Below are 25,840 nucleotides of genomic sequence, written 5' to 3'. Positions count from 1 at the left end.
TTCTCACGTGCCGCTGATCCTGTTGATCCTGGCGGTCGGAGTTTATCTCTATCTCTGGCACCGGTGGCGAACCACGACCCTGACGCGCGACTGCCGCTGGCGGCAGGACCGCCGCGTAGCGCCTGATTACTGGCGTTGCGTGGTCTGCGGGGCCGAGGCGCGGGGGCGCGAACCCAAGGATTGCCTGCGGGCAAGGGGGTAAGGGGGGCGAAGTTTTCGAAAACTCCGCACCGGAGCCCTTGGAGGCTTTGTGCCGATTTCTTCGAAGAAATCGGCGCTTGCGGCGGGGCCGGTTCCCGGCAAGTCTGCGGTCATGAAGCCCGACCGCCCCGAACACCCCGCCCCCGCCGATGCCGAAGCCCGCAAGGCCGTTGCCCCCGTGATCTGCTATCCGGTCGGGGGCCTGCCGCGCCCCGACCTCTTTGCCTACCGCGCCGCGCGCGAGGGCTGGAGCCTGATCGACGAAGTGCTGGTTCCCCCGCGCGAGGCGCGTTGCTTCGAGGTGTCGGCCGGCCACTTCTTCCGCATTGTCAGCGTGGAAGGCCCGCAGGTGGGCGATCTGAACCTTTTCGCGGCGGGCAACCTGGCCGAGCGGTTCTTTTCCGGAAAGACGCGGGCGCTGCATGGCACGCATCTGTCCACCGGCGACAGGATGTGGTCCTGCCTGCCTTACCTTCGGCCGATGGCGACGATCACCAAGGATACGCTGGACTGGTATGGTTTCGACGCCTTCGGCGGCAGCGTGCATGATGTGATTGGCACCCGATGCGATCCCTATACCCATGCGCTTCTGTCCGGCGGGGAGCAGTATCACCACTGCTGCCATTCCAATCTGACCCGCGCCGTGGCGGCGCATGCCGGTCTGCCGCTGCATGCGGCGGAACTGCACGTGCATGACGTGCTGAATGTCTTCATGTGCACCGGCTTCACCCGCGACACGGGCCAGTATTTCATGAAGGCAAGCCCGGTGCGTCCGGGCGACTATCTTGAATTCATGGCAGAAATCGACCTTCTGGGGGCTCTTTCCGCCTGCCCGGGCGGGGATTGTTCGACCGAACATTCATCGGACGCCGCAGCCTGCCATCCGCTGCTGGTGCAGGTTTTCCGGCCGAAGGCGCCGCCAGTCGGATGGGCCCCGCCGGGGGCCAACCCCTATGACCGCAGCCACGGCGCCGCTCGTCGTCCCTGACGGCCTTCCTCGGTGGTCGCGGTGTCAGGAATACCGCTCGACCGTCGCTGCCTGCGGGTCATCGTAGCGGTCGCCCCAGGCCCAGCCGACTGGCAGGATGCGGTCGATCTCGGCCCGGTCGTCATCGGACAGGTCGATTTCGGGCGCAAGGATCCATGCCTTCAGGTGTTCGGCCGTACGGGTGCCCGGGATCGGGATCAGATGCGGGCCGCGATCCAGAATCCATGCCAGGGCCAGCGCCGCGGGGTCAAAGCCGCGGCTTCTGGCCATATGGTGGAAGGCTTGCAGCTTCGAAAGGTTGTGCGGCCAGTTTTCAGGGTAGAACCGGGGAATGCGGGTGCGGAATTCCCCCGGCGGGAAGGTTGCCGGATCGGCCATCGGTGTGCCGAAGACCCCGCGGGCCAGCGGAGAAAACGGCACGAAGGCAACGCCAAGCTGGGCGCACCGCTGGATCAGACCCAGTTCGGGCTGGCGTGTCCACAGCGAATATTCGCTTTGCACTGCCATGACCGGGTGAACCGCATGGGCGCGTTCCAGCGTATAGGGGCCGATTTCCGACAGGCCGTAGCCCAGAATCTTACCCTCCTCGTGCAAGCGCTGCATGGTTCCTGCAAGGTCTTCGGCTGGGATCTGCGGGTCGTGACGGTGGGCGTAGAAAAGCGTCACATGATCCACCCCAAGCCGCCGCAACGAGCCTTCCAGTTCGGTGCGCATATGCTCTGGCCGGTTGTCGACGCGGCGGGCGGGGTCGTCGGTGAATGCGGCCTTGGTGGCGATGTGGGGGCGGTGGCCACGCGTCCTCAGCCACTTGCCAATGATCGATTCGCTGAGACCCTTTCCGTAACCGTTTGCCGTATCAAGAAAATTGATCCCATGGTCCCAGGCGGCATCAAGGGTTCGCAGGCTTTCGTCCTCGGTCGTCGGGCCGAAGATGCCACCGAAGGACAGGCAGCCGAGGCCAAGTGCGGAAACCTCGGGGCCGTTCAGGCCAAGACGACGGGTCTTCATGCGTTCACGTAATGCAGGCCCTGGAACCGGGCCCGCAGCGCGCGGGTCCGGGGGGCGATGGTTTCGGGGGCGTTGGACCGCAGGGCCTCGGCGATCAGCGCGGCAAGTTCGGGCGCATCCGCTGGGGTGACACCCCGGCGGACAAGTTCGGGCGTGCCGATGCGCAAACCGTTCATGTCGCCCGGCACCTCGGGCAGGGGCAGGCCGATGCCGCAGGCAAGGAACCCGGCCTTGCGCAGGGTTCTGGAGGCCGCCTGACCACCACCGAAGGCCGCAGCCTCGATCGCGAACTGGTGCGAGGTGGTGGCCCCCCTGTCGCTGGCAAAGACTGGCAGACCAAGGTTGACCAGTTCCTGCGCCAGAGCGCGCGCAAGATCCACCATGGCCCGGGCATAGGCAGCCCCATGGTCGCGCCAGTCAAGAAGCGTCAGCGCCAGTGCCGCCGATTTCGCGGCGTCGAAATTTGCGGTGAGGCCGGGGAAGGCGATAGCGTCAAGACGTTCGGCGATGGTGGCATCGTTCGTCACGATCAGTCCGCCCGCGGGGCCGCCCAGGGATTTGTAAGTGCTCATCGTCATCAGATGTGCGCCTTCGGTCAGCGGGTTCGCCCAGACACGCCCGGCGATGATGCCGCATTGGTGGGCAGCGTCGAACAAGACCTTCGCGCCGACCTGATCGGCGATCTTGCGAACCTCGGCCACCGGATGCGGAAAGAGATTCAGGCTGCCGCCAAGGGTTATGACCTTTGGCCGAACCGCATGGGCAAGGTCGCGAAGGCCACAAAGATCAATGGTATAGCCATCGGCATCTATGGGGGCCGGATGGGTCGTAAGCCCATAGAGCCCCGCACAGCCGGCCGCATGGTGCGTAACATGTCCACCGATTCTGGCGGGCGGGGCGATGATGCTGTCGCCAGGTTTCGCCAGAGCCATGAACCCGTACAGATTGGCCAGCGCGCCAGAGCCGACGCGGATTTCGGCATGGCCCGCATCAAAGATTTCGGCGGCAAGTTCGGCGGCGATGACCTCGATCTCCTCGATCGCCTCAAGCCCCATTTCATACTTGTCGCCGGGATAACCCAGCGATGGGCGCGACCCGAGGCCCCGGGCCAGCGCCGCTTCGGCCCGGGGGTTCATCACGTTGGTCGCAGGATTCAGGTTGAAACAGTCGCGGTCGTGGATTTCCTGATTTCGGTCGATAAGTTGCCCGATCCGGGCCGCAACCTGCGCCGAGGGGCTGGCTGCTGCCGCGGCAAGGCGCTGGATGTGGGTTTCGCAGGTCTGCGGCACCCAGGGGCGGGGGACGAGGCGGGTCATGCGAATGCGGCCTCCAGGGCGATCCTGATCATGTCGCCGAAGCTGGTCTCGCGCTGGTCCGACGGCAGCGCCTCGCCGGTGGCGATGTGGTCCGAAACGGTAAGGACGGCCAGCGCGCGGGCACCATGCCGCGCGGCAAGCAGGTAAAGTTCGGCAGTCTCCATCTCTACCCCAAGGCAGCCGTGACGAACAAGCTGCTCGGTCAGGTCTGGGCGTTCGTCGTAGAAGGTGTCCGACGAATAGATGCCGCCGACGTGGACAGGCGTGCCCATCGCAGTGGCTGCGGCATAGGCTTTTGACAGCAGGCCGAAATCGGCGCAGGGGGCGAAGTTCAGCTCGCGCAGGATCGTGCGCGAGGGCGAGCCTACGGTCGAGGCGGCCTGCGCCAGGATCACGTCGCGGACCTTGACATGTTTGGGCAGTGCACCGGCCGACCCCACGCGGATCAGCGTCCTGGCACCATAGTCGCGGATCAGTTCGTTGGCGTAGATCGACAGCGAGGGCATGCCCATGCCCGAACCGTGAATGGTGACCCTGTGCCCGCGCCAGGTGCCGGTATAGCCCAGCATCCCGCGCACCTCGTTCACCTGCACCGCGTCCTGCAGGAAGGTCTGCGCCGCCCAGCGCGCGCGGTAGGGGTCGCCTGGCAGCAGAACGGTTTCGGCAATATCGCCCGGCTTGGCGCCGATGTGGACGGTCATGATTCCCCCGGCTTCGGGCGCCATGGCCAAGTCCATGAAAGCCCTGAAGATCTTTGTGTCTTGATCGGATCGTCCTTCTGTCTGCCCCGTCTGAAGGCGCAAGACCGACCCGCGCCCCATTAAGGCGGCGGTCGGCGAGCAGCGCAAGGGGGCTTCGCTGTCAGGCGCCGTGCGGCGCAAGAGCGAGGAAGGACGCGCGATTGCTGCAGAAGTCGATGGCCGCGGGGTCTGCCATGTCGCCCATGTCGAGAACCCGAGCGCAGGCGCCCCGTTCCGCGCAGTGGCCGCAGACTGTCAGCAGTTCAACCCATTGGGCATGGTTGCGTTTCAGTTCGGTCTCGGGCACGCCGAAGATTGCGCCCATGGCGGTGACGCGTTCGGTGATGTCCTGCGGCATGCGCAGAAAGTCCAGAACCTGAGCGCGGGTCATGCCCAGATCCTCAAGGTCACGATCGGTCAGGGCCTCGGCCTCGCTGACCTGATGCAGCCGGTGGAGGAGAGAGCGGATGCGGTCGAACATTGGCGTGGCCCTGCTGCGGATGACGCAGACATCCTAGCAGGGTCGGGGCCTGGCCGGATTGATGTGGGTCAAGCAGACAGGATCAGTCCGGCTGTTCCCAGTCGGTCCCTGTCCAGCGGTAGCGGATGGGCTGGCCCTGCTGGTCCGGCGCAGTCAGGAAGGTTTCGCCCTGTTCTGTAACCACCTCCCACGATTTCAGGGTCAGCATGCCGATCGCGCCATCGATCTCGGTATAGACGGTGCACCCCAGGATGCCGCAGTAAAGCGAGGGCGTGGTCGAACAGGTGAAGCCCGCCGTATCCAGCAGCCAGTCCGGCATCCCGTCGCCGCTCAGATCGATCCGGGTCACCGTGCCTTCGGCAAGGCTGAATTCACCTTCGCAGAAACCGGCGGATTCGCTGACTACCCTGTTGAACTCGGCCGGCCAGGACGGATCCTGGGCAAGGGCGGGACTGGCGACAAGAAACACGGCAAGCAGGCGATGCATGGCGGGCCCTCGGGTCGAACTGGGGGTCAGAATGCCTTGAAGGTCATCGTGGTCAGCGTGCGCTGGATGCCGGGAATGTCGAAAAGCCGCGACGACAGATAATGGCCGACGTCCTGATCGTCAGGGATGTAGACCTTGGCGATCAGGTCGTAGTCGCCGCTGGTGGAATACAGTTCGCTGACCACCTCACGATCCCAGATCGCATCGGCGACCTGATAGGTCATGCCCGGAGTGCAGCGGAACTGGACGAATACCAAGGCCATCGGACCCTCCTTCTTGCATGGTCATCCTAAGGCCCCTGCACCGGAAGGGGAAGCCTCGGTCAGGCTCAGAGGGGCTGGTTCGCGCCTGAGATCATCCACGGTCAGGGGCGCGGTGGGCCGAGCCAGCCGGTTGCGCACGACCCAGAACAGCCGGGTCTGCGCCCTGGTGATCGCGACATAGGCCAGCCGTTTCCACAAGGGCACCCCCGCCTCGCTGCGGCCTGACTGGGCGGCGGCGTAAAGGTCGGGGGCAAAGACCTGCACCTCGTCCCACTGGCTGCCCTGCGCCTTGTGGATCGTCACCGCCGCACCGTGCAGAAAGGCAGCGCCCATCCGCGCCGCATGGGGGATGAAGGGTTCCTCCTCGTCCGGTTTCTCGATCTTGATGATCGAGGCCGCCGAAACCTGCGGCTCTTCTGCCCCCACCACATGCAGGCGGGCAAAACCCTCGCGGTTACCCTCGCCCAGATAGATCACCTGCGCGCCCTTGATCAGGCCGCGCGCTTCAAGGTCGATGCGCTTCTTGCGGTGCTTGAGCGGCAGTTCGATCCCGTCGCAGATCAGGGGCTCGCCCGGAAGAAGCCGGTCCTCAGGCGCGCCGTAGGCATTGCGGAAAGCCTGGATCAGTCGCACGCGGGTCGCGTTCCGCCAGACGAGAACCGGCGAACGTGCCATCAGCTGCGCCTCCACACGTTCTGCCCAGACCACCCGGCCATCCCGACGCGCCGTTTCCTGGACGAGGGCCTCGAAATCCTCGAAATCCAGCCGTTCATCGCCCAGCGCATGGGCCAGGTCGAGGATCGGGTTGTCCAGCGTCTGGCGGTGGATGCGATGCAGGATCAGCTTTTGTCCTTCGGCCAGGCGGTCGAACACCATCTGCCCCGACTGCCCTACCGGGGCCAGCTGCGCCGGGTCACCGAACAGAACCAGCGTCGGAAAGATCTCGCGCAGGTCGTCGAACTGGCGTTCGTCCAGCATGCTGCTTTCATCGACGAAGCCCACGTCCAGGGGTTCCTCGCGCCGCTTCCAGCCCTTGATGAAGTCCGACCCCTTGAGCCCCGCCGCCGCCAGCGCGCCGGGGATGCTGGCCACCTGCTGGTAGAAGGCCTGTGCCCGGTCAAGCGCCAGATCCGTCAGCCCCGCAATGGCAAGGCTGTCGATCACCGGCCGCGTGCCCGTTCCGGCCAGCCATTCGGCGATCTTCTCGTATTCCGGGTCGTAGACCGGGGTGTAGAGGATGCGGTGTATCGTGGTCGCCGGCACCCCGCGCAGCCGCAGGACGCTGGCGGCCTTGTTGGTGGGGGCAAGGATCGCCAGGGTCCGGCGGTCCTTGCGTTTGCGCCCTTCGTAGTCGCCCGAGATTACCTCGACCCCGGCCGACCGCAGCCCCCTGTAAAGCTCGGCCAGAAGCATGGTCTTGCCAGAGCCCGCCTTGCCGATCACCGCCATGACGGTGGCCCGACCCTCGCTGATCGGGGACAGTTCGCCCTCGACCAGATCGATGCCTGCCCCGCGGAAGGCGGTGGCAAGGCAATCGTAGGCTTCGGCCTGATCGTCGGAAAACTGAAGCGCCGGGGGATGCATCGCGCCACCATAGCCGCGGGATGCGTCAAGCGGTAGGCCCGCCGGGCCTAATGCGCGCGGCGGGGCAGGGAAAGTGTCAGGGCGGGCGGTTCGGGCGCAACCTCGACCTCGCGCAGGGCGACTGCCAGCGCCTCTTCAACCTTCAGCGCCAGATCCGGCAGATCGTTTTGCCAAGCATAGTCCTGCAGGTCCGAGAGCACGTCGAAGATCCAGTCGTGGCGCATGACCCCCTCGGGACGCTTGGATTTGCGGGCCGCCGCAGGGCCCACCCCGTCGAAGGTTCGATGCGGGATGGGCCGGCGGCTGCTGGCCCACCCGAACACAGATAGTCCCGCGGCGGTAAACCGCAGATTAATGGGCGCGCCTTATCGGCCGAGGCTGGCTTCGAGCGTGTCCTCGAAGGTGCGCAGCCCCGTGCGCGGCGCCTGCACCAGCACGGCCATGTTTCCGGGCTTGTGCTGGTTCTTCCACATAAGTGTGTGCGCCTTCGGGATTTCGGCCCATGGGAAGACTTCGGACATGCACGGGTCGAGCCGGCGTTCGATCATCAGCTTGTTGGCGGCGCTGGCCTGCTTCAGATGTGCGAAATGGCTACCCTGCAGGCGTTTCTGGTGCATCCACATGTAGCGGACGTCGAAGGTGCAGTTGAACCCGGTGGTTCCGGCGCAGATCACCACCATGCCGCCCTTCTTGCAGACCAGGGATGACACCGGGAAGGTCGCCTCGCCCGGATGTTCGAAGACGATGTCCACGTTCACGCCCTTGCCGGTGATGTCCCAGATCGCCTTGCCGAAGCGTCGCGCCTCCTTCAGCCATTCGTTGTATTCGGGCGAGTTCACCTTGGGCAGTTGCCCCCAGCATTTGAATTCGTTGCGGTTGATGACGCCCTTGGCGCCCAGGCCCAGAACGAAATCGCGCTTGGATTCGTCGCTGATGACCCCGATCGCATTGGCCCCGGCCGTGTTGATCAGCTGGATTGCATAGGACCCGAGGCCCCCCGAGGCCCCCCAGACCAGCACGTTCTGGCCCGGCTTCAGGTCGTGGGGTTCATGCCCGAAGAGCATCCGGTAGGCCGTGGCCAGCGTCAGCGTGTAGCAGGCCGATTCCTCCCAGGTCAGGTGTTTCGGACGTGGCATCAGTTGCTGGGCCTGGACCCGTGTGAACTGGGCAAAGCTGCCGTCCGGCGTCTCATAGCCCCAGATGCGCTGGGTGGGGCTGAACATCGGGTCGCCGCCGTTGCATTCCTCGTCATCGCCATCGTCCTGGTTGCAGTGGATCACCACCTCGTCGCCGACCTTCCAGCGCTTGACCTTGTCGCCGACCGCCCAGACGATACCAGCCGCGTCCGACCCGGCGATGTGGTAGGGGTGCTTGTGGCCGTCGAAGGGGCTGATCGGCTGGCCCAGTCCTGCCCAGACGCCATTGTAATTGACGCCCGCCGCCATCACCATGACCAGGACTTCGTGGCTGTCGATCTTCCAGGTATCCACAACCTCGACCTGGAAAGACTGATCCGGCGCCCCGTGCCGTTCGCGGCGGATTGCCCAGGCATACATCCTGGCCGGTACATGCCCGAGCGGCGGCATCTCGCCCAGTTCGTAAAGGTCCTTCTTCGGCGCGTCGTAGATCACCGGAGCATTTTGCGTATCCAAAGCCACCTCAGCCTCCAGATGGTTGCCGCGCCGCAGAATCGCCGCGCCTATGGCGGCAGATAATATTCTTGCGCGCAATATTGCAATAGTCTGATTAGACATTTTGTAATTTTATGTCTGCCGCGGTGCGGCGACCTAAACTTCCGGTACCGAAGCAGCATAGAATGCCAGAAGCGCACGTTCCGTTGCCACCGGCTGCAGGCCCTCGGTCACCAGCCCGCGGCGGATCAGCGGCGTCAGTCCCTCGTTCAGGATGGCAGCCAGCCCCTGGGGCGGAAGCTTCAGGACCGCCCCGGCCGCCTGCAAGCGCGCGACCAGGGTTGCGACACGATCCTGCAGCTCGTCACGGCTTGCCGCCCCATCGCCAATCGCCTTTGCCACCAGCGGCACCGGCAGCACGGGCACCACCGCAGCGATCGCCCTCATCAGCCGCGCGCCCAGCGTCTCGACCGTTCCGCCCTCGGCAAGATGGGCCCGCAGGCTGACCGGCGCCCCGAACCCGGCCGCCGCCGTGCCAAAGCCCTGTGTCAGCCCCCTGAACCGCGCCCAAAGGAACCGGGCGGCATGCCAGGCCACCCAGAACGGTCGGTTTCTGAACTGCCTTCCGCCGGCTGCGGCCGCCTCGACCAGGACACGGTCCTCCAGCACCCGGTCGTATGCAAGGCCTACCGGCACGAAGGCCACGTCACGTCCTGCCGGGTCGAAACCCTCGACGATATAGTGAAGCAGCCCCAGTCTGGCCGGCCCGACACGGCCATCAAGGCTCAGCCCGCCTTCCGGGAACAGAGCCTGCGTCGTGCCCTCGGCGGTCGCCATCTGCACATAGCGCGCCAGAACCTTGCGGTAGAGCGCATTGCGGCTGCCGCGCCGGATGAAATAGGCCCCCATCGCCCGGATCATCGCGCTAAGCGGCCAGACACGCGCCCACTCTCCCACAGCGTAGGAAATCGCCGCACGCTCCGCGACCAGCCAGGTGACCAGCACATAGTCCAGGTTCGACCGGTGGTTCATCACGAAGATGATCGTCGCCTTCGGATCCAGCTGGCCCAGCCGCTCGTCCACCTTGCCGACCCGTACACGATAAAGCAACCGACTCAGCCATTTTGCAGCCCGTGTGGCAAAGCCGAAGTAGAGCGTCGCCGAAAAGGCGGGCACGATCTCGCGCGCATAGCGCCGTGCCTCCTCAAGGGCGACCTCGCCAGGCACACCGGTTGCCGCGGCATGGGCCATGGCCGCTTCGACCACCTGCCGGTCATAGGCAAGCCGCGCCACCATGTGGGAGCGCCGCGCCAGCTTGAACAGATCGATCTTGCGGTCGAGCCGCGCGTTCAGCTGCATCAGTGCGCGTTCTGCCCTGCGGCGGAAGAACCAGCGGACCGAGGGGAACAGGAAATGCGTGGCAAAGCTGATCGCCGCAAAACCGAGGATCAGGATCAGCAGCCAGACCGGAACTGCGACCGTGCCGAACATTCACCCACACTGCCCGAAACCGGAAACCGCGTCGATGGCTTCTTCCGCATCCGGGCGCGCATACCCTGCGGCTGCAAGGCAGGACGGCAAAGGAAGTGTCGCCGCAGTGCAGCGATTGACATTGGCATGATCTGTCGCGTATGCCGTCATGAGCGCAACAAAATTACCCGACCGACTCGCGAGGCCCCATGTCCGAGAAACCTTGGCTGTTCCGCACCTATGCCGGCCATTCCACGGCTGCAGCCTCGAATGCGCTGTATCGCACCAACCTGGACAAGGGGCAGACCGGGCTTTCCGTCGCCTTCGACCTGCCCACTCAGACCGGCTACGACTCGGACGATCCCCGTGCGCGCGGCGAGGTCGGCAAGGTCGGCGTGCCGATCGCGCATCTGGGTGACATGCGCACCCTGTTCCGGGACATCCCGCTGGAACAGATGAACACCTCGATGACGATCAACGCCACCGCCCCCTGGCTTCTGGCGCTCTACATTGCGGTGGCCGAGGAACAGGGTGCCGACATCTCCAAGCTGCAAGGCACCGTGCAGAACGACATCATCAAGGAATACCTCAGCCGCGGCACCTATATCCTTCCGCCTGAGCCCTCCTTGCGGCTGATCAACGATGTTGCGGCCTACACGGGCAAGCATCTGCCGAAGTGGAACCCGATGAACGTCTGTTCCTACCACCTGCAAGAGGCCGGGGCGACGCCGGAACAGGAGCTGGCCTTCGCGCTCGCCACCGCCTGCGCGGTGCTCGATGATCTGAAAGTGAAAGTCCCGGCCGAAGATTTCCCCGCAATGGCGGGCAGACTGTCGTTTTTTGTCAATGCCGGCATCCGTTTCGTTACCGAGATGTGCAAGATGCGCGCCTTCGTGGCGCTGTGGGACGAGATCCTGGAAACACGCTATGGCATCACGGACGCGAAGTTCCGCCGCTTCCGCTATGGCGTGCAGGTCAACTCGCTGGGCCTGACCGAGCAGCAGCCCGAAAACAACGTCTACCGCATCCTGCTGGAGATGCTGGCCGTCACCCTGTCGAAGAACGCCCGCGCCCGCGCCGTGCAACTTCCGGCCTGGAACGAGGCGCTGGGCCTGCCGCGTCCCTTCGACCAGCAATGGTCGCTGCGGATGCAGCAGATCCTGGCCTACGAGACTGATCTTCTGGAATTCGATGACCTCTTCGACGGCAACCCTGCCATCGAGCGCAAGGTCAACGAACTCAAGGCCGGCGCGCTGGAAGAACTCGCTCACATCGACGCCATGGGCGGGGCGGTCGCGGCCATTGGCTACATGAAATCCCGCCTGGTCGAGGCCAATGCCGAGCGTCTGGCGAAGATCGAGTCCGGCGAGACGACCGTCGTCGGTGTGAACCGGTTCACCACCACCGAACCTTCGCCACTGGCCACGGGGGAAGGCGCGATCATGCAGGCCGACCCGCAGGCCGAAGCCGACCAGTGCGCCCGGCTGGCCGAATGGCGTGCCAGCCGAGACCCGGCCAAGGTCGCCGAAGCCCTTGCCGCGCTGCGGCAGGCGGCACAATCGGGCGACAACATCATGCCAGCTTCGATCGCCTGCGCGAAGGCGGGTGTGACCACAGGTGAATGGGGCGGGGCGATGCGGGCGCTTTTCGGTGAATACCGGGCGCCCACCGGCGTCTCATCCCACCCCTCGAACCGCACCGAGGGGCTGGAGCCGGTGCGCGAGGCCGTCGCCGCTGTTTCAGCGAAACTGGGGCGCCCGCTGCGGTTGCTGCTGGGCAAGCCCGGTTTGGATGGCCATTCCAACGGCGCCGAGCAGATCGCCGCCCGCGCCCGCGACTGCGGTTTCGAGATCACCTACGACGGCATCCGTCTGACACCCGCCGAAATCGTCGCCGCTGCCACCGACAAGCGGCCGGATGTCATCGGTCTGTCGATCCTGTCGGGCAGCCATCTGCCGCTGATCCGCGAGACACTGGACCTGCTGCGCCAGGCTGGCTTGTCGCGGACACCGCTTGTGGTCGGAGGCATCATCCCCGACGAAGACGCCCGTGCATTGCAGGCCATGGGTGTTGCCCGAGTCTATACCCCCAAGGATTTCCAGCTGAACCGGATCATGCTGGATCTTGTGGCGCTTGCCGATCCCGCCCCTGTCGCTGCCGAATAGCCTCTGCCGCCGAAGGGGCGCCGGACTATATCCATTCGTCGCGCCCGGTGCCAACCGCATCGGCAACGCTGGCAAAGCCGTCGCGGGCCAGCAGCGCGTCGAGGCCGCGCACGATGCGCGGCACCAGCGACAGGCCCTGGTAAACCATGGCCGTATAAAGCTGCACGGCGGAAGCGCCCGCGCGGATCTTGGCATAGGCGTCCTGGGCCGAAGCAATTCCCCCGACCCCGATCAGCGGCAACCGCCCCTCGGTCAGCCGGGACAGTTGCGCCAGAATCCTGGTGGACCTTTCGAACAACGGCGCCCCGGACAGGCCTCCCTGCTGGTCCCGGCTTGCAGATTTCAAACCTTCGCGCGACAGCGTGGTATTGGTGGCGATGATGCCCGAAATGCCAGAGCCAAGGGCGACCTCGGCAAGCTGGGCCAGTTCGTCCTGGGTCAGGTCGGGGGCGATCTTCAGGAAAACAGGAACAGGCCGGGGCAGGTCGGCGCGGGCCTCCATTACGCCCGCGAGGAGGGCCGCCAAGGCAGCGGAACCTTGCAGGTCGCGCAGTTTCTCGGTGTTTGGAGAGCTGACGTTGACGGTTGCAAAATCGACATGCGGGCCGCACGTGGCCAGCACGCGTGCGAAGTCTGCGGCGCGGTTGTCGCTGGTCTTGTTCGCACCGAGATTCAGCCCCACCGGCACCTGCGTCCGCACACGCGCGGCAAGACGCCGGGCGATCGCCTGGGCACCATCGTTGTTGAAGCCGAAGCGGTTGATCGCGGCCCGGTCCTCGGTCAGCCGGAACAGGCGAGGCCTGGGGTTGCCCGGCTGGGGCAGCGGGGTGGCGGCGCCGACCTCGATGAAGCCGAACCCCGCACGCGAAAGCGGGCGGATGGCGGTGGCATTCTTGTCATAACCCGCGGCAAGCCCCACGGGGTTCGGAAGCTCCAGCCCGGCCAGCATCGTGGCCAGCCGGGGTGTGGTCACCGGGCCGGGAAGCGGCACAAGGCCGGCTTTCAGCGCCACCAGTGACAGGGCGTGGGCGCGTTCGGGGTCCAGCCGATGCAGCAGCGCAAGGCCCGCGCGTTCCAGAAGGCTCACAGCAGGCCCTCGGGGAAGATGTGGCCTGTCGCGCCAAGCGGAAGGGACTTGTCCCAGACGACCTCTTCGATCCGCAGCGGCCGGTAAAGGTGGGGGAACAGCTGCCCACCGCGCGAGGGTTCCCATTTCAGGGCCGGACCCAGGCGGTCGGCGTCAAAGGCCACCAGCACCAGATCGCTTTCGGTCGCAAACCATTTCGCCGCTGTCTCGGCCACCTGTGAGGGGGTTGAGAAATGGATGTAGCCGTCGGCCAGATCCACCGGCGCCCCCCGTGTCTCGCCTGCGGCGCGGAAGGCGTCCCATTCTGGGCGGCGGAAGATCTTCAGGATCAGCATGCGCCGCTTTTGCCCCGTCGCGGCCATTGGGTCAACCCACCGGGCAGATGGCGCCGTGTTGGGCAAAGCGACCAGTATCAACCGTCTTCCGATGATCCGGCCGACAGGAACGGCGAACAACGATCCACAGGCTTTTTCGTTTCGGGCCATTGGCGCCTTTCTGTCCGGCTGGCATGGGCCAGTTGCACACTGCATGCCATCCGCATCCGCGTTCACCATGCCTGGATCGAGCCCTTCACTGCCATCGCGACCGCCGCAGCTTCATCGGCGCGGCCAATCCCCATGATTTCGGGCCGGACATGGCAGACGTGACGGCCGGCCTCCTGGCGAAGGTGGCCCGTGCCTTTCCTTTGCCTGCGTGCGCAGCTGGCGGAATTCGAACACCTGGCAACACCGCCTTTCCCAAAACCGCGGGCAGGGAAGCGCCTTCCCGTGGCAGGGGTTTCGCGATGGCCCGGACCGCGCTAGCCTCGGGCACATGTGTGGCCGGTTCACCATCACCTATCCCACCGAGGCGCTGGCCGCGCTGTTCGATGCCGTGCCCGGCAATGACCTGCCGCCTGTGCCGAACTACAACGTCTGCCCGACGAATGCGGTGGCGGTGGTCACCTCCGAAGGCGGCAGAAGGCGGCTTCGGGCGATGCGCTGGGGGTTCATACCCAAGTGGTACAAGGCGCCGAACGACGGGCCGCTGATCATCAACGCAAGGTCGGATACGGTGGCGACGAAGCCGGCCTTCCGCGAGGCGATCCGCAAGAGGCGTTGCATCGTGCCCGCGAGCGGCTTCTACGAATGGAGCGAGGGCGAGGGCGGCGTGCGGCTGCCCTGGTATTTCACCCGCGCAGATGGCCTGCCGATGGCGCTGGCCGGGGTCTGGCAGCGTTGGGGGGACATGGATACGGTTGCCATCATCTCGACCGAGGCCGGTCCTGGGATGGCCGAAATCCACCACCGCGAGCCCGTGGTGCTGGAACGGGAAGACTGGCCCCTCTGGCTTGGCGAGGCCGGCCACGGGGCGGCGGTGCTGATGCGCGCCTCGGCCCAAGGGGTGTTGACCCGCCCCTACCGGGTGGGGACGGCGGTAAACTCGAACCGGGCCTCGGGTCCCGGCCTGATCGAGCCGATCGCGGCCTGAGGCAGGCGGGAGCCTGTCGTCTGCCCCGGCGATGCTGGCGGAACGGGATAGGTCCCGGCGACTTGCGCGATTTCGGGTCGCTTGACCCATGTCATGGCGTTCGGCCGTGACGCGGCCGAGACTTTCCGCCTGACAAGCGGAAGGACAAGGTGATGACCATGCTGTCGCGCAGAACCGTGGTGGGAAGTGGACTTGTCCTCGCCGCAGCGGGCGCTGCCGGCTACAGTCTTTGGCCGCGCATGGGCGATTATCAGGCTACGGTCGAGCAGCAGCGGCGGCTTCCGGCCGGCGATGCGACGGTGCAAGAACTGGTCCGCATGGCCACGCTGGCTGCCAATGGTCACAACACGCAGCCGTGGCGGTTCCGGCTTGACGGCCAGAACGTCAGCATCCTGCCCGATCCGTCGCGGCGGACGGCGGTGGTGGATCCGGACGACCACCACCTGTTCGTAAGTCTGGGCTGTGCGACTGAAAATCTGGTCATCGCGGCGGCGGCACTGGGCCGGCACGGTGAAGTTGTCATCGGACCCGGGGCCGATCCGAAGATCGACATTGCGCTGTCATCGGCGCAGCCGGGGCGGCAGGATCTTTTCCAGGCGATCCCGCTGCGCCAGTCCACGCGATCGATCTATGACGGGCAGCCGGTCTCGGCCGCAGATCTTGCACGTCTTGAAGCGGCGGCGCGGGAAGAGGGCGTGACGGTTCTGATCTTCACCGATGCTGCCGACCGCGACGCGATTCTGGATTTCGTGGTTGCCGGCAACAGCGCGCAGATGGATGACCCGGCCTTCGTGCAGGAACTGGCGGACTGGATCCGATTCAGCTCTGCGCGTGCGGTCGAGACCGGCGACGGGCTTTTCGCCGCCTGTTCCGGCAACCCGGTCATGCCAGAGTGGATCGGCAGGCGCATGTTTCCCCTTGTCTTCAGGAAGGACAGCGAAAACGACAAGTATCGGGCGCAGATCCGGTCCTCGGCCGGGGTGGCGGTCTTCATCGGCGCAGCGGCCGACCCGCAGCACTGGATCAGGGTCGGGCGCAGCTTTCAGCGCTTTGCCCTGGAAGCGACCGCCTTGGGCATCCGCACGGCGCACGTCAACCAGCCGGTGGAGGTGTCCCAGGTCCGGGCAGAGTTCGCGCGCTGGCTGGGCATGCCGGAGGTCCGGCCCGATCTGGTGGTCCGGTTCGGCCGCGCGCCTGCGCTGCCGATGTCGCTGCGCCGCCCGGTCAGCGCGGTGCTGGCCTAGGGGATGGCGGTCCGACGCACAGTGCTTCTGGGGTTGGCCGGCGGGGCGCTGGCAGGCGTGGCGTTTGCGGCAGGGGCCTTCCGCGAGGCCAGGGCACAGGCAGGAAACCGGCTCTTTGCGCAGGGGCAGGTGATCGACAGCCCGGCAGGGCCGCTGGAGTTCGCAGTGGCAGGCGATGGCCAGCCGGTTCTGATGATTCACGGTACCGGTGGCGGCTTCGATCAGGGGCTTCTGTTCGCGGCAGGCCTGCGGCGCCGCGGCTTTCGCATCGTCGCGCCGTCACGCTTCGGCTATCTGGGAAGTGCCTTTCCCGAGGACGCCTCGCCCGCCAGCCAGGCAGATGTGCTGGCCGGGCTGCTTGACCATCTGGGCATCGACCGCCTTCCGATCCTGGGTGGGTCGGCCGGGGCTTTGACGGCGGCGGAATTCGCCCTGCGTCACCCCCAGCGCTGCTCGCATCTGGGGCTGTTGGTGCCGGCGGCGAACTTGACCAACCGCGATCCCGTGGAGTTCAGCGCGCTGCAACAGGTGGCAGTGGATCTTGTTCTGGGGTCGGACTTCCGCTTCTGGGCGGTTTCGCGGCTGGCGCCGGGGCAGATGATGGCCACCCTGCTGGCCACCGACCCGGCGCTGCTGGATCAGGTGTCTGACGCAGAGCGGCAGCGGGCGCAGGCGATCCTCGACCAGATCTTTCCTGTAAGCCGCAAGGTTGCCGGATTGAAGAACGATGCCTTCTGGGCCGGTGCCCCGACGACTGCCAAGCACGAGGCTATTGTCGCACCGACTCTGATCCTGTCCTGCGAGGATGACCGGTTCGGAACTGCCGCCACCGCGCGCCTTCTGGCGGAACGCATTCCGCATTCCGAGCTGGAGGTCTTTCCAACCGGGGGACACATCTGGCTGGGCCGTGACGATGCCGTTGCTGACCGGATTGCACGCTTCCTCCGTGTCCAGGGTCCGTAGCCGAAGGCCACGGCATCGCTGTGCCGCATCCGGTCCGTGTTTCCCCCGGGGTGCCGGTTTGCCTGGATCGCCGCAGGTTGCCTGTTTCGCAGGCTGGGCGCGTGTCTTGAACGCATGCACTTGTACGGTCAGTAGGTGTGCCGCCTTGACGAAGCGGATCAGTCCGCATACCTAGCGGGTGCAGCGCGGGCGTTGTGTAATGGTAAGACCCTAGCCTTCCAAGCTAGAGACGCGGGTTCGATTCCCGCCGCCCGCTCCAGACCCTTCCCCCGAAGACTGGCGCGACCCATTCTGGATCTGTCGACTCTGGATCTGGAGACGGACCAGCCATCGCCCAGGCGACTTATAAGTGGCGGCACGCCTGGGCGCGGCGGTTTGACGACAAGGTAACGACGCCGAACGAGGAACGGCGCTGTCAGAGGTTTTCCGCCTGCGGGAAGCCCAGCGCGTGATAGCCGCCATCGACATGGACGATCTCGCCCGTCGTGCAGGCGCCGTAGTCGGAACAAAGCCAGACCGCCGTGCCGCCGATCGCCTCCAGCGTCGCATTGGCGCGCAGGGGGGCGTTTTCCTCGGTATGCCGGAAGGTCGCCCGGGCGCCGCCGATCGCCGATCCCGCCAGCGTCTTCATTGGCCCGGGAGAGATCGCATTGACGCGAATCTTCTGCGGCCCCAGATCGTTGGCCAGGTAACGGGTGGCCGATTCCAGTGCGGCCTTGGCCACGCCCATCACGTTGTAGTTCGGCGAAACGCGGTTCGATCCCTGGAAGGTCAGCGTCACCAGGCTACCGCCGTTCGGCATCAGCGGTTCGGCCCGGCGGGCAATGTCAATGAACGAAAAGCACGAAATGTTCAGCGAGTTCAGGAAGTTGCCCTTGGTCGTATTGATGAAGCGACCCGTCAGTTCCGTCTTGTCGGAATAGGCGATGGCGTGGATGACGAAATCCAGGCTTCCCCAGCGGCGCCCAAGTTCGGCGAAGCAGGCGTCAAGGCTGGCCTCGTTCGTCACGTCGACATCCAGAAGAAGATCCGACCCCACCGAGGCCGCCAACGGCTGCACTCGCTTGCCAAATGCTTCGCCCTGATAGCTGAAGGCCAGTTCCGCGCCTTCCGCATGCAGTGCCGAGGCGATGCCCCAGGCGATCGACCGGTCGTTCGCCACGCCCATGACAAGCCCGCGCTTGCCCTTCATGAGGTCTGCCATGATGCGTTACCCCAGATATTTCGACATGACGAGGGTGGCGTTGGTGCCGCCAAAACCGAAGCTGTTCGACAGGACGGAATCGATCTCTACATTGTCGCGCATCGTGGTCACGATCTCGCCCTCGTCCAGGTCGGGGTCCAGCGTTTCGACATTGGCTGAGGCGGCGATGAAATTCCCGTTCATCATGATCAGCGAGAAGATCGCCTCCCACACGCCAGCTCCACCCAGGCAGTGACCTGTCAGGGATTTGGTCGAGGCGATGGGCGGCGTCTTTCCCCGGCCGAAGACGCGGCGGATCGCCTCGACCTCGATAACGTCGCCGACGGGGGTCGAGGTGCCATGGCTGTTGATGTAGTCGATCCTGCGACCTTCGGGCAGCGTGGACAGCGCCAGTCGCATGGCCCGCTCGCCCCCCTCGCCCGAGGGGGCGACCATGTCGTGCCCATCCGATGTGGCGCCATAGCCGGTGACTTCGCCATAGATCTTCGCGCCGCGGGCCAAGGCGTGCTCCAGTTCCTCCAGAACGACGATGCCGCCGCCGCCGGCGATGACAAAGCCGTCGCGGTTGGCATCATAGGTGCGCGAGGCGCGTTCCGGCGTGTCGTTGTATTTCGACGACATCGCCCCCATCGCGTCGAACAGGCAGGAGAGCGTCCAGTCCAGTTCCTCGCCGCCGCCGGCAAAGACGATGTCCTGCTTGCCCATCTGGATCAGTTCCGTTCCGTTGCCGATGCAGTGGGCGCTGGTCGAGCAGGCCGAGGTGATCGAATAGTTCACGCCCTTGATCTTGAACGGCGTCGCAAGGCAGGCCGACACGGTCGAGGACATGCCCTTGGTCACGCCGAAGGGGCCGATCCGCTTCGGGCTGCCGGTTTCGCGGACGATGTTGTGTGCCTTGAAGAAGGATTTGGTCGAAGGGCCGCCCGAGCCGACGATGATGCCCGTGCGTTCGTTCGAGATGTCCTGGGGCGACAGACCCGAATCCTGCACCGCCTGCTGCATGGCGATGAAGGTGTAGGCCGCGCCGTCCCCCATGAAGCGCAGGTCGCGCTTGTCGATGTGTTCTTCCAGCACGATGTTCGGCGCGCCATGGACCCGGCAGCGGAAGCCGTGTTCGGCATAGTCGGGGGCAAAGACGATGCCGGACCTGCCGGCGCGCAGGCTGGCCTCGACCTCGGCAGCGGAATTGCCGATTGAAGAGACGATCCCGATCCCGGTGATGACGACGCGGCGCATTTGGCCTCCCTTGGTAAGCTTCCGCCTGTTTACGGGAGAGGGAGGAGGGGGGCAAGGAGGTTGCGGCCGGATCCGCCCATCCGCACTTGCGGGCAGCTGCGCGGTGCTGTTCGGCAAGGCAGCAGGTTGCTTCGGGCGACCGTCACGCCTCGCTGAGTGCGACCTTCATGTCCTTGACGAGGTAAATCGTTTCCCCATCAGCTTCTACGCGCCCGTCGGCCACGCCCATGGTCAGCCGACGGGTCTGCAATGCCTTGGTGAAATCGACATGATAGGTTAGCCGCTTGCGGTCGGGGCGCACCATGCCGGTCAGCTTGACCTCACCCACCCCCAGCGCATAGCCGCGCCCCTGCCAGCCCCGCCATCCCAGGTTGAAGCCCGTCAGTTGCCATAGCGCATCAAGCCCAAGGCAACCCGGCATGATCGGGTTGCCGGGGAAATGGCATTCGAAGAACCACAGGTCCGGGGTGATGTCGAATTCGGCCACGACATGGCCCTTGCCGTGCAGGCCCCCGTCCTCCGAGATGTCGGTGATCCGGTCCATCATCAGCATCGGCGGGGCGGGAAGCTGGGCGTTGCCGGGGCCGAATAGCTCACCCCGCGAACAGGCCAGAAGTGCTTCCTTGTCGAAGTAGGTCGGATACGACGCCATACCTTGTGGTCCCCCCGGGTCAGTTCCCCCTCCCTAGCATCCGGTGCGGAAGGGTGGCAAGTCTGGCGCCCATGCGCCGGAAGGGGTGGAAATGTCGCAGCCCCGGCTTCCTCCTCAGCCGAAGGCGGCCCGGGCCCCGGGGGATGGATGCCGCCGGGACTGCCGTTTCGCACTGCTGCGGGGCGCAATCATGCAAACCGTTTTCTGCGTGTTTGCAGCCTTGTGACCGCAGGGGCCGCGGATTTCCGTTGAAGTTCCGGGGGCCGCCGCCCTATATGCAGTGACATGTAACATCCGCAGGACAGTCGCGTGAACAGCACGGACCATCTGGCAGATTGGCTGAAGGCGGGGGGGCTGCGCCCCACGCGCCAGCGGCTTGCCTTGGCCGAACTGCTGATCGGTGATGGCGAGAACCGGCATGTCACTGCCGAAAGCCTGTATGCCTTGTCCCGCCAATCGGGTGAGAAGGTCAGTCTTGCCACCGTGTACAACACGCTTCGTGCCTTCTGCGATGCCGGGCTGATCAACGAGGTCGTGGTCGATGGGGCGAAAAGCTATTTCGACACCCGCACCGACGACCATCCGCATTTCTATTGGGAAGACAGCAACATGCTGACGGACGCCCCGGCGGAAGAGCTGGAGATTGCCGCTCTTCCCAAGGTGCCGGAAGGAATGGAAGTGGCGCGGGTCGATGTCGTGATCCGCCTGCGCAAGGCCTGACCCGCAACGGAAAAAGGGCGGAGTTTCCCCCACCCGCACCGTTGACTGCCACCAGATGGCACGGCCACCTTCTATCACATATGGCATAAGTCGTTGCCCTGCGCCACCTGTCACGTTTCCGTGATGCCAGGATGACGCTGCGTCGCGATTGAGAGGTCAGAACCACTGGCCGGGTTCCATCAGGCCAAGGTCCATGAGCTGCTGGCTGTGCCACTCGAACGGCACCGAGTTGCGCCAGCGGAACGTCTGGATCGCATCGCGCGAGCCGGGGTTCGCGCGCAGAGCCTTGGCCGCGCGGAAGGAACAGACTGCCGCTGTCAGGTTGTGGTGCCAGGGGCAGGAATAGGTGTTCATTTCCTCATCGTTCAGGGTGAAGTCTGGCGAAAGGCGCAGACCGGCCCTTGCCCGGAACAGCGAGATGCGGTCGATCCTGCGCCGGGTCCGGGGGACATGTTCCTCGAACCGCCAGCGCAGGCCGCCGAAGAAATCCATCTGGCGTTCCTTCGGCTGCCAGTTCCGCGCCGGATCCTTCCGTGCAAGCGCATAGTAGCCAGACTTGTCCAGCCACGCATCCCCAAGCGAGACCGCATCCGGCTGGGCAGTCAGATCGCCGGCATAAAGATCGATGACATAGGTCAGCATCGCCTCGCGCCGTTCCTCGGCATGGAAGGCCAGCATCTCGCCGATGCGGCGCGTTTCGCAGAAGGGGAAGAACAGATATTCCGTGTTGTAGCAGTAATGGACCCAGGCGCCGGCCACGCGGTCCATCATCGCGTTCACGGCATTGGGCAGGGCGGCCTCGGCAAAGACGTCGTGCGTAACGATATGGATGCGCTCGTCGTGATCAGGCGGCAACCCGATGCCCTCGGGCGCCAGAAGAATGACGTTGCGGAAACCGCATTTCAGCTGGTGGGCAATGGTGCTGGCGATTTCGACCTCGTCCTCGGCCATGACGATCGACAGGGGGCCTTTCGCCATCTGGGAGGCCTTGGAATCAAGCAGGGCGGCAAGCGTTGGATAGCGCATCTGGGTCAGGGTCCGGGGGCGGACGGCAGACTCGGCTATCCTTGGCAGGGATGCAAGGGTGGTCGGTTGCGGGGCAGGGCGGTTTCGGGGTAGAAGCCGCAGGTTCCCGGAGACCCGCCCATGACCGACGTGAAGAAGCTTTTCGTCAAGACCTACGGCTGCCAGATGAACGTCTATGACAGCGAGCGCATGGCGGAAGCCCTGGGTGCGCAGGGCTATGTCACGACCGATGTGGTGGAGGAGGCAGACTTGGTCCTGCTGAACACCTGCCACATCCGCGAAAAGGCGTCCGAGAAGCTGTATTCCGACCTTGGCCGCCTGCGCGCGCTGAAGGCAGACAAACCGGAGATGAAGATCGGCGTCGCCGGCTGTGTCGCCCAGGCAGAGGGCGAAGAGATCCTGCGCCGTGCCCCCATGGTCGATCTGGTCGTCGGTCCGCAGGCATATCACCGCCTGCCCGCCATGGTCGAGGCCCGGGGCCGGGTGGTGGACACCGAATTTCCGGTCGAGGACAAGTTCGCCCATCTGCCCGAACGCCGTGCGCTGCGTGGCCCAACGGCCTTCCTGACCGTGCAGGAAGGCTGCGACAAGTTCTGCGCCTTCTGCGTCGTCCCCTACACCCGCGGGGCCGAGGTCAGCCGGCCGGTCGCGCGCCTTCTGGACGAGGCGCGCAAGCTGGTCGCACAGGGCGTGCGCGAGATCACGTTGCTGGGCCAGAACGTCAACGCCTATCACGGCGAGGGGCCGGGGGGGACGTGGGGTCTTGGCCGACTGCTGCGCGAGATGGCCCGGATCGAGGGTCTGGATCGGCTACGCTACACCACCAGCCACCCGAACGACATGGACGACGACCTGATCGCGGCTCATGGCGACCTGCCGCAGCTGATGCCCTATCTGCATCTGCCGGTGCAGTCGGGCAGCGACCGGATCCTGAAGGCGATGAACCGCAAGCACACGGCCGAAGCCTATCTGCGGCTGGTCGAACGCATCCGCGCCGCGCGGCCGGACATCCTGCTGAGTTCCGACTTCATCGTGGGTTTCCCCGGTGAAACGGACGCCGACTTCCGGGCCACGCTGGATCTGATCCGGGCAGTGGGCTTTGGCGCGGCCTTCAGCTTCAAGTATTCCGCCCGGCCAGGCACTCCTGCTGCGGAAAAGACCCCGGTCCCGGCCGAGGTGGCGGATGCGCGCCTGCAGGAGCTGCAGGCGCTGATTACCGCACAACAGCGTACCGTTCAGCAGGCGATGGTGGGACGCGAGGTCGCGGTGCTGTATGAAAAGCCCGGCCGCAAGCCCGGGCAGATGGTGGGAAAGTCCGATCATCTGCACGCGGTACATGTTCAGGACCCCGCTGGCCGAATCGGACAACTGGTGCGGGTGCGGGTCACCGGATCTGCACCGAATTCGCTGGCGGCAGAGCTGCTGGCGGACTGAACCCTGGCGGCGCGACTGTTGCAGATCGGCATGCCCCAGCCTGCAATCGCATGGAAACGGCACGAAAGCGCCCGGCCGACGCAAGGAACTCCTTCTCTTCGCACCGATCGATCTGCTCTAAATCAAGTCCAGATTTGGCGGCGCTGCCAACTTGCCGCCAGGACAGGGGAGAACAGTCTGATGAGGAAGGACAGCATGTCCCGGCCTGCGCTTGCATGTGCCGTGGCGGTGGCCTGCCTGGTCGTCGGTCCGATGGCCGCAGCCCAGGATGGGCAGGTCACCGGCAAGATCGAATGGGGGGTCTGGATTGACCCTGACGGTTGTCAGCACTGGTGGGCCGATGGCGGGACCGAAGGCTACATGGTGCCGCGACGCGACCCCAGGACGGGCAAGCCGGTCTGCCTGAAGCAGGCAAGCTGCCTTGAGGAGAGCACCGACACCTATTTCGCGACTGCCAGTTCGTCGCTTACGGCCGATGGCCGCCGCCAGCTCGAGACATTCTTCCGCCAGTCCGAAGCCTTTTCCTACATGATCGCAGGTCACACCGACAGCCGCGGTTCCGAGGCCTACAACCAGGCCCTGTCCGAGGCTAGGGCGAAGGCCGTGGCCGACGTGGCGCGATCGGTCGGCGCGGTTGTGGAAAGCGAGGTCGGCTATGGCGAGACCCGGCCCGTCGCCTCGAACGGCACGGCTGCCGGCATGGCCAAGAATCGCCGTGTCGAAATTCTCTGCAAGAAGGGCTGATCGCGATGAAGCTTGCAGGAAAATCGCAGATGCAGCGCCGGGCGATTGCGGCTCTTCGTCCGGGCCTGATGCTGGCCCTGGCCGGGGCCCTTTCCGGCTGCGGCACCTTCTTCGAGGGTGTCGAGGGCACCCAGCGCTACAGCGGGCCCGACTCGGTCATCGCCACAGCCGAGGATTACGGGCGCGACTCTGTCGGCCTGGTCGACGGTCAGGCCGCCGTCGCCTATGATCCCGACGGTTGCCAGGTCTGGATCATCGACGATGGCGTCGAGGGCTATTCGTCGCCCCGTTTCGACCCCAAGACCGGCTTGCCGGTCTGTGACGGCAAGTATCCGCCGGGAACGGTGATCGGTGTGTACGAGACCAGCGATGCAGGCCTTCCCGATCGGGTCTCGGGCCCCGCAAGCGGGCATTCGGCGAACTGAACGCGCCAGAACCGCCGAAGCCGGTCGCAGCCTCGCGACGGCGGCAGATTGCTGCCGCCGACAGGGGGAAGTGTCACAATTCCTGCACGTTTGCGCACAACACTTGGTGTGCCGACACGGTTTTTCTTGCCAGATACCGTATCCGGCTGCACAGTCATATCATGGCCCCTAGCATGAGGAGCGCCCTTTGGGCATCAGTGCGCTGACCCCCCCGACCGCCGAGGATATCGTGGAAACCATCCTCGAATTTCCCGACAACCGATTGCTGATCGACCTGTGCGGCGAATTCGACCGCAACCTTGCGCAGATCGAACACCAGATGGGGGTGCACATCCTGCGGCGCGGCAACCGCCTTGCGGTGATCGGCGAAAAGGGCGCCAGAGAGCAGGCCGCAGCGGTGCTTCGGTCGCTTTATGCCCGCCTCGAAGCGGGGCGCGGGTTGGCCGCAGGGGATATCGACGGCGCAATGCGGATGGGCCGCCCTGTGGGCGAGGCGCTGACCGGCGCGGAGCAGGGCGAGCTGTTCACCACCGGCATGGAGCTGCGGACACGCAAGAAGCCGATCGAACCCCGGACCGAGGCGCAGAAGGCCTATGTGGCCAACCTCTTCCAGAACGAGCTGGGCTTCGGCATCGGCCCGGCGGGAACCGGCAAGACCTATCTGGCGGTGGCGGTGGGCGTGACGATGTTCATCTCGGGCGCTGTGGAGAAGATCATCCTGTCCCGCCCCGCGGTCGAGGCGGGCGAACGGCTCGGCTTCCTGCCCGGCGACATGAAGGAGAAGGTCGATCCCTACATGCAGCCGCTTTATGACGCGCTGAACGATTTCCTGCCGGCCAAGCAGGTGGAAAAGCTGATGCAGGAAAAGCGGATCGAGATCGCGCCCCTGGCCTTCATGCGCGGCCGGACGCTCTCGAACGCCTTCGTCGTGCTGGATGAGGCGCAGAACGCCACCGGCATGCAGATGAAGATGTTCCTGACCCGCCTGGGCGAAGGCAGCCGGATGGTCATCACCGGCGATCGCACCCAGATCGACCTGCCGCGCGGTATGCCTTCGGGCCTGGCCGAGGCAGAACGCATCCTGAAGGGGGTGAAGGGCGTCAGCTTCAACTACTTCACCGCGAAGGACGTGGTTCGCCACCCGCTGGTCGCCAGGATCATCGAGGCCTACGAAACCGACGAAAGCGCCGGGTGAGTGGTGGTTTCACGGCGGTGCGCCGGCGCTCAGAACCCCTCTCTCGTCGTCACGCCTCGGTGCTCCTCCTCGGTGGCAAAGGGGCGCTGCCCCTCGCGCTCCCCGG

General features: G+C 65.4%; 27 protein-coding genes and 1 tRNA gene. 12 read left to right on the top strand and 16 right to left on the bottom strand.

What is annotated here, in order from left to right:
- Nucleotides 1-7 precede the first annotated feature (7 nt).
- On the top strand, nucleotides 8-202 hold the full coding sequence (locus EZM81_RS05900) for a hypothetical protein (protein ID WP_135449175.1): 195 nt from the start codon (nucleotides 8-10) through the stop codon (nucleotides 200-202).
- A gap of 111 nt (nucleotides 203-313) precedes the next feature.
- Complete coding sequence (locus EZM81_RS05895) at nucleotides 314-1,189, top strand: DUF1989 domain-containing protein (protein ID WP_136645120.1); 876 nt, start codon at nucleotides 314-316, stop codon at nucleotides 1,187-1,189.
- Nucleotides 1,190-1,213: 24 nt separating this feature from the next.
- On the opposite strand, the gene EZM81_RS05890 is transcribed toward EZM81_RS05895, so the two are convergent.
- The 10 genes from EZM81_RS05890 to EZM81_RS05850 form a co-directional block, all read right to left on the bottom strand.
- Entirely contained in the window at nucleotides 1,214-2,197 is a 984-nt protein-coding gene (locus tag EZM81_RS05890) for an aldo/keto reductase (RefSeq protein ID WP_135449173.1), read from the bottom strand.
- On the bottom strand, nucleotides 2,194-3,513 hold the full coding sequence (gene glyA, locus EZM81_RS05885) for a serine hydroxymethyltransferase (RefSeq protein WP_136645119.1): 1,320 nt from the start codon (nucleotides 3,511-3,513) through the stop codon (nucleotides 2,194-2,196). The genes EZM81_RS05890 and glyA overlap by 4 nt, the downstream gene beginning before the upstream one ends.
- Nucleotides 3,510-4,214, bottom strand: coding sequence for a purine-nucleoside phosphorylase (gene deoD / locus EZM81_RS05880; RefSeq protein WP_136645118.1), 705 nt, complete (start codon nucleotides 4,212-4,214; stop codon nucleotides 3,510-3,512). Before deoD ends, glyA begins: the two co-directional genes overlap by 4 nt.
- A gap of 160 nt (nucleotides 4,215-4,374) precedes the next feature.
- Nucleotides 4,375-4,734 carry a DUF6455 family protein gene (locus EZM81_RS05875; RefSeq protein ID WP_136645117.1) on the bottom strand — a complete coding sequence of 120 codons (360 nt, stop codon included), beginning with the start codon at nucleotides 4,732-4,734 and terminating at the stop codon, nucleotides 4,375-4,377.
- Nucleotides 4,735-4,816: 82 nt separating this feature from the next.
- Nucleotides 4,817-5,221, bottom strand: coding sequence for a hypothetical protein (locus tag EZM81_RS05870; RefSeq protein ID WP_136645116.1), 405 nt, complete (start codon nucleotides 5,219-5,221; stop codon nucleotides 4,817-4,819).
- Nucleotides 5,222-5,247: 26 nt separating this feature from the next.
- On the bottom strand, nucleotides 5,248-5,484 hold the full coding sequence (locus tag EZM81_RS05865) for an Lrp/AsnC ligand binding domain-containing protein (RefSeq protein ID WP_135449169.1): 237 nt from the start codon (nucleotides 5,482-5,484) through the stop codon (nucleotides 5,248-5,250).
- 21 nt (nucleotides 5,485-5,505) lie between these two features.
- On the bottom strand, nucleotides 5,506-7,068 hold the full coding sequence (locus EZM81_RS05860) for an ATP-dependent RecD-like DNA helicase (protein WP_136645115.1): 1,563 nt from the start codon (nucleotides 7,066-7,068) through the stop codon (nucleotides 5,506-5,508).
- A gap of 47 nt (nucleotides 7,069-7,115) precedes the next feature.
- A complete protein-coding gene (locus EZM81_RS18240; RefSeq protein WP_169052317.1) occupies nucleotides 7,116-7,292 on the bottom strand; it encodes a hypothetical protein in 177 nt (58 codons plus the stop codon).
- A 141-nt stretch (nucleotides 7,293-7,433) separates the two neighbouring features.
- Nucleotides 7,434-8,726 carry a crotonyl-CoA carboxylase/reductase gene (ccrA, locus tag EZM81_RS05855; RefSeq protein ID WP_135449167.1) on the bottom strand — a complete coding sequence of 431 codons (1,293 nt, stop codon included), beginning with the start codon at nucleotides 8,724-8,726 and terminating at the stop codon, nucleotides 7,434-7,436.
- Between the two features lie 129 nt (nucleotides 8,727-8,855).
- Nucleotides 8,856-10,190, bottom strand: a complete 1,335-nt coding sequence (locus tag EZM81_RS05850) for a 1-acyl-sn-glycerol-3-phosphate acyltransferase (protein ID WP_136645114.1) — start codon at nucleotides 10,188-10,190, stop codon at nucleotides 8,856-8,858.
- A gap of 188 nt (nucleotides 10,191-10,378) precedes the next feature.
- On the opposite strand from EZM81_RS05850, the gene EZM81_RS05845 reads away from it, so the two are divergent.
- On the top strand, nucleotides 10,379-12,334 hold the full coding sequence (locus EZM81_RS05845; protein WP_136645113.1) for a methylmalonyl-CoA mutase family protein: 1,956 nt from the start codon (nucleotides 10,379-10,381) through the stop codon (nucleotides 12,332-12,334).
- A 25-nt stretch (nucleotides 12,335-12,359) separates the two neighbouring features.
- On the opposite strand, the gene EZM81_RS05840 is transcribed toward EZM81_RS05845, so the two are convergent.
- Entirely contained in the window at nucleotides 12,360-13,421 is a 1,062-nt protein-coding gene (locus tag EZM81_RS05840; protein ID WP_136645112.1) for a quinone-dependent dihydroorotate dehydrogenase, read from the bottom strand.
- Complete coding sequence (locus EZM81_RS05835; protein WP_135449163.1) at nucleotides 13,418-13,756, bottom strand: DUF952 domain-containing protein; 339 nt, start codon at nucleotides 13,754-13,756, stop codon at nucleotides 13,418-13,420. The genes EZM81_RS05840 and EZM81_RS05835 overlap by 4 nt, the downstream gene beginning before the upstream one ends.
- A 478-nt stretch (nucleotides 13,757-14,234) precedes the next feature.
- Between EZM81_RS05835 and EZM81_RS05830 the strand changes: the two genes are divergently transcribed.
- From EZM81_RS05830 to EZM81_RS05815, 4 genes are all read left to right on the top strand, one after another.
- Entirely contained in the window at nucleotides 14,235-14,891 is a 657-nt protein-coding gene (locus EZM81_RS05830; RefSeq protein ID WP_136645111.1) for an SOS response-associated peptidase, read from the top strand.
- A 152-nt stretch (nucleotides 14,892-15,043) separates the two neighbouring features.
- Nucleotides 15,044-16,135, top strand: coding sequence for a nitroreductase family protein (locus EZM81_RS05825; RefSeq protein ID WP_136645110.1), 1,092 nt, complete (start codon nucleotides 15,044-15,046; stop codon nucleotides 16,133-16,135).
- 3 nt (nucleotides 16,136-16,138) lie between these two features.
- Nucleotides 16,139-17,098, top strand: coding sequence for an alpha/beta fold hydrolase (locus EZM81_RS05820; protein ID WP_136645109.1), 960 nt, complete (start codon nucleotides 16,139-16,141; stop codon nucleotides 17,096-17,098).
- Between the two features lie 185 nt (nucleotides 17,099-17,283).
- Nucleotides 17,284-17,357 (top strand) — tRNA-Gly (locus EZM81_RS05815).
- Between the two features lie 156 nt (nucleotides 17,358-17,513).
- Here EZM81_RS05815 and EZM81_RS05810 read toward each other — a convergent pair.
- The 3 genes from EZM81_RS05810 to fabA all read right to left on the bottom strand — a co-directional run bounded on the left by EZM81_RS05810 (nucleotide 17,514) and on the right by fabA (nucleotide 20,190).
- Nucleotides 17,514-18,302: an enoyl-ACP reductase gene (locus EZM81_RS05810; RefSeq protein ID WP_136645108.1), complete on the bottom strand. Its 789-nt coding sequence runs from the start codon at nucleotides 18,300-18,302 to the stop codon at nucleotides 17,514-17,516.
- A 6-nt stretch (nucleotides 18,303-18,308) separates the two neighbouring features.
- On the bottom strand, nucleotides 18,309-19,538 hold the full coding sequence (gene fabB / locus EZM81_RS05805; protein WP_136645107.1) for a beta-ketoacyl-ACP synthase I: 1,230 nt from the start codon (nucleotides 19,536-19,538) through the stop codon (nucleotides 18,309-18,311).
- 142 nt (nucleotides 19,539-19,680) lie between these two features.
- The gene (gene fabA, locus EZM81_RS05800) at nucleotides 19,681-20,190 is read right to left on the bottom strand and encodes a bifunctional 3-hydroxydecanoyl-ACP dehydratase/trans-2-decenoyl-ACP isomerase (protein ID WP_135448799.1); all 510 of its coding nucleotides are present in this window, start codon (nucleotides 20,188-20,190) and stop codon (nucleotides 19,681-19,683) included.
- 309 nt (nucleotides 20,191-20,499) lie between these two features.
- On the opposite strand from fabA, the gene irrA reads away from it, so the two are divergent.
- On the top strand, nucleotides 20,500-20,910 hold the full coding sequence (irrA, locus tag EZM81_RS05795; protein WP_135448800.1) for an iron response transcriptional regulator IrrA: 411 nt from the start codon (nucleotides 20,500-20,502) through the stop codon (nucleotides 20,908-20,910).
- A 156-nt stretch (nucleotides 20,911-21,066) separates the two neighbouring features.
- Here the strand turns inward: irrA and EZM81_RS05790 are convergent, their stop codons facing one another.
- A complete protein-coding gene (locus EZM81_RS05790; RefSeq protein WP_135448801.1) occupies nucleotides 21,067-21,936 on the bottom strand; it encodes a hypothetical protein in 870 nt (289 codons plus the stop codon).
- 120 nt (nucleotides 21,937-22,056) lie between these two features.
- Between EZM81_RS05790 and miaB the strand changes: the two genes are divergently transcribed.
- The 4 genes from miaB (at nucleotide 22,057) to EZM81_RS05770 (ending at nucleotide 25,734) form a co-directional block, all read left to right on the top strand.
- Nucleotides 22,057-23,370 (top strand): tRNA (N6-isopentenyl adenosine(37)-C2)-methylthiotransferase MiaB, encoded by a 1,314-nt coding sequence (gene miaB / locus EZM81_RS05785; protein ID WP_136645106.1) that lies wholly within the window; start codon nucleotides 22,057-22,059, stop codon nucleotides 23,368-23,370.
- Nucleotides 23,371-23,565: 195 nt separating this feature from the next.
- Nucleotides 23,566-24,114: an OmpA family protein gene (locus tag EZM81_RS18495; RefSeq protein ID WP_305791168.1), complete on the top strand. Its 549-nt coding sequence runs from the start codon at nucleotides 23,566-23,568 to the stop codon at nucleotides 24,112-24,114.
- 5 nt (nucleotides 24,115-24,119) lie between these two features.
- Nucleotides 24,120-24,539, top strand: coding sequence for a hypothetical protein (locus EZM81_RS05775; protein WP_136645104.1), 420 nt, complete (start codon nucleotides 24,120-24,122; stop codon nucleotides 24,537-24,539).
- 187 nt (nucleotides 24,540-24,726) lie between these two features.
- Complete coding sequence (locus EZM81_RS05770; protein WP_136645103.1) at nucleotides 24,727-25,734, top strand: PhoH family protein; 1,008 nt, start codon at nucleotides 24,727-24,729, stop codon at nucleotides 25,732-25,734.
- Nucleotides 25,735-25,840 lie beyond the last annotated feature (106 nt).

Origin of the sequence: Tabrizicola sp. YIM 78059, assembly GCF_004959785.1 — a bacterium.
Taxonomy (GTDB): domain Bacteria; phylum Pseudomonadota; class Alphaproteobacteria; order Rhodobacterales; family Rhodobacteraceae; genus Tabrizicola; species Tabrizicola caldifontis.
This window is presented reverse-complemented; position numbering and strand designations above follow the sequence as displayed.

What these genes read in the sequence shown, in the direction of transcription:
- EZM81_RS05895 (WP_136645120.1), top strand. Translation starts at nt 314, where the DNA reads ATGAAGCCCGACCGCCCCGAACACCCCGCCCCCGCCGATGCCGAAGCC.
- EZM81_RS05890 (WP_135449173.1), bottom strand. Translation starts at nt 2,197, where the DNA reads ATGAAGACCCGTCGTCTTGGCCTGAACGGCCCCGAGGTTTCCGCACTT.
- glyA (WP_136645119.1), bottom strand. Translation starts at nt 3,513, where the DNA reads ATGACCCGCCTCGTCCCCCGCCCCTGGGTGCCGCAGACCTGCGAAACC.
- deoD (WP_136645118.1), bottom strand. Translation starts at nt 4,214, where the DNA reads ATGACCGTCCACATCGGCGCCAAGCCGGGCGATATTGCCGAAACCGTT.
- EZM81_RS05875 (WP_136645117.1), bottom strand. Translation starts at nt 4,734, where the DNA reads ATGTTCGACCGCATCCGCTCTCTCCTCCACCGGCTGCATCAGGTCAGC.
- EZM81_RS05870 (WP_136645116.1), bottom strand. Translation starts at nt 5,221, where the DNA reads ATGCATCGCCTGCTTGCCGTGTTTCTTGTCGCCAGTCCCGCCCTTGCC.
- EZM81_RS05865 (WP_135449169.1), bottom strand. Translation starts at nt 5,484, where the DNA reads ATGGCCTTGGTATTCGTCCAGTTCCGCTGCACTCCGGGCATGACCTAT.
- EZM81_RS05860 (WP_136645115.1), bottom strand. Translation starts at nt 7,068, where the DNA reads ATGCATCCCCCGGCGCTTCAGTTTTCCGACGATCAGGCCGAAGCCTAC.
- EZM81_RS18240 (WP_169052317.1), bottom strand. Translation starts at nt 7,292, where the DNA reads ATGCGCCACGACTGGATCTTCGACGTGCTCTCGGACCTGCAGGACTAT.
- EZM81_RS05850 (WP_136645114.1), bottom strand. Translation starts at nt 10,190, where the DNA reads ATGTTCGGCACGGTCGCAGTTCCGGTCTGGCTGCTGATCCTGATCCTC.
- EZM81_RS05845 (WP_136645113.1), top strand. Translation starts at nt 10,379, where the DNA reads ATGTCCGAGAAACCTTGGCTGTTCCGCACCTATGCCGGCCATTCCACG.
- EZM81_RS05835 (WP_135449163.1), bottom strand. Translation starts at nt 13,756, where the DNA reads ATGCTGATCCTGAAGATCTTCCGCCGCCCAGAATGGGACGCCTTCCGC.
- EZM81_RS05830 (WP_136645111.1), top strand. Translation starts at nt 14,235, where the DNA reads ATGTGTGGCCGGTTCACCATCACCTATCCCACCGAGGCGCTGGCCGCG.
- EZM81_RS05825 (WP_136645110.1), top strand. Translation starts at nt 15,044, where the DNA reads ATGACCATGCTGTCGCGCAGAACCGTGGTGGGAAGTGGACTTGTCCTC.
- EZM81_RS05820 (WP_136645109.1), top strand. Translation starts at nt 16,139, where the DNA reads ATGGCGGTCCGACGCACAGTGCTTCTGGGGTTGGCCGGCGGGGCGCTG.
- EZM81_RS05810 (WP_136645108.1), bottom strand. Translation starts at nt 18,302, where the DNA reads ATGGCAGACCTCATGAAGGGCAAGCGCGGGCTTGTCATGGGCGTGGCG.
- fabB (WP_136645107.1), bottom strand. Translation starts at nt 19,538, where the DNA reads ATGCGCCGCGTCGTCATCACCGGGATCGGGATCGTCTCTTCAATCGGC.
- fabA (WP_135448799.1), bottom strand. Translation starts at nt 20,190, where the DNA reads ATGGCGTCGTATCCGACCTACTTCGACAAGGAAGCACTTCTGGCCTGT.
- EZM81_RS05790 (WP_135448801.1), bottom strand. Translation starts at nt 21,936, where the DNA reads ATGCGCTATCCAACGCTTGCCGCCCTGCTTGATTCCAAGGCCTCCCAG.
- miaB (WP_136645106.1), top strand. Translation starts at nt 22,057, where the DNA reads ATGACCGACGTGAAGAAGCTTTTCGTCAAGACCTACGGCTGCCAGATG.
- EZM81_RS18495 (WP_305791168.1), top strand. Translation starts at nt 23,566, where the DNA reads ATGTCCCGGCCTGCGCTTGCATGTGCCGTGGCGGTGGCCTGCCTGGTC.
- EZM81_RS05775 (WP_136645104.1), top strand. Translation starts at nt 24,120, where the DNA reads ATGAAGCTTGCAGGAAAATCGCAGATGCAGCGCCGGGCGATTGCGGCT.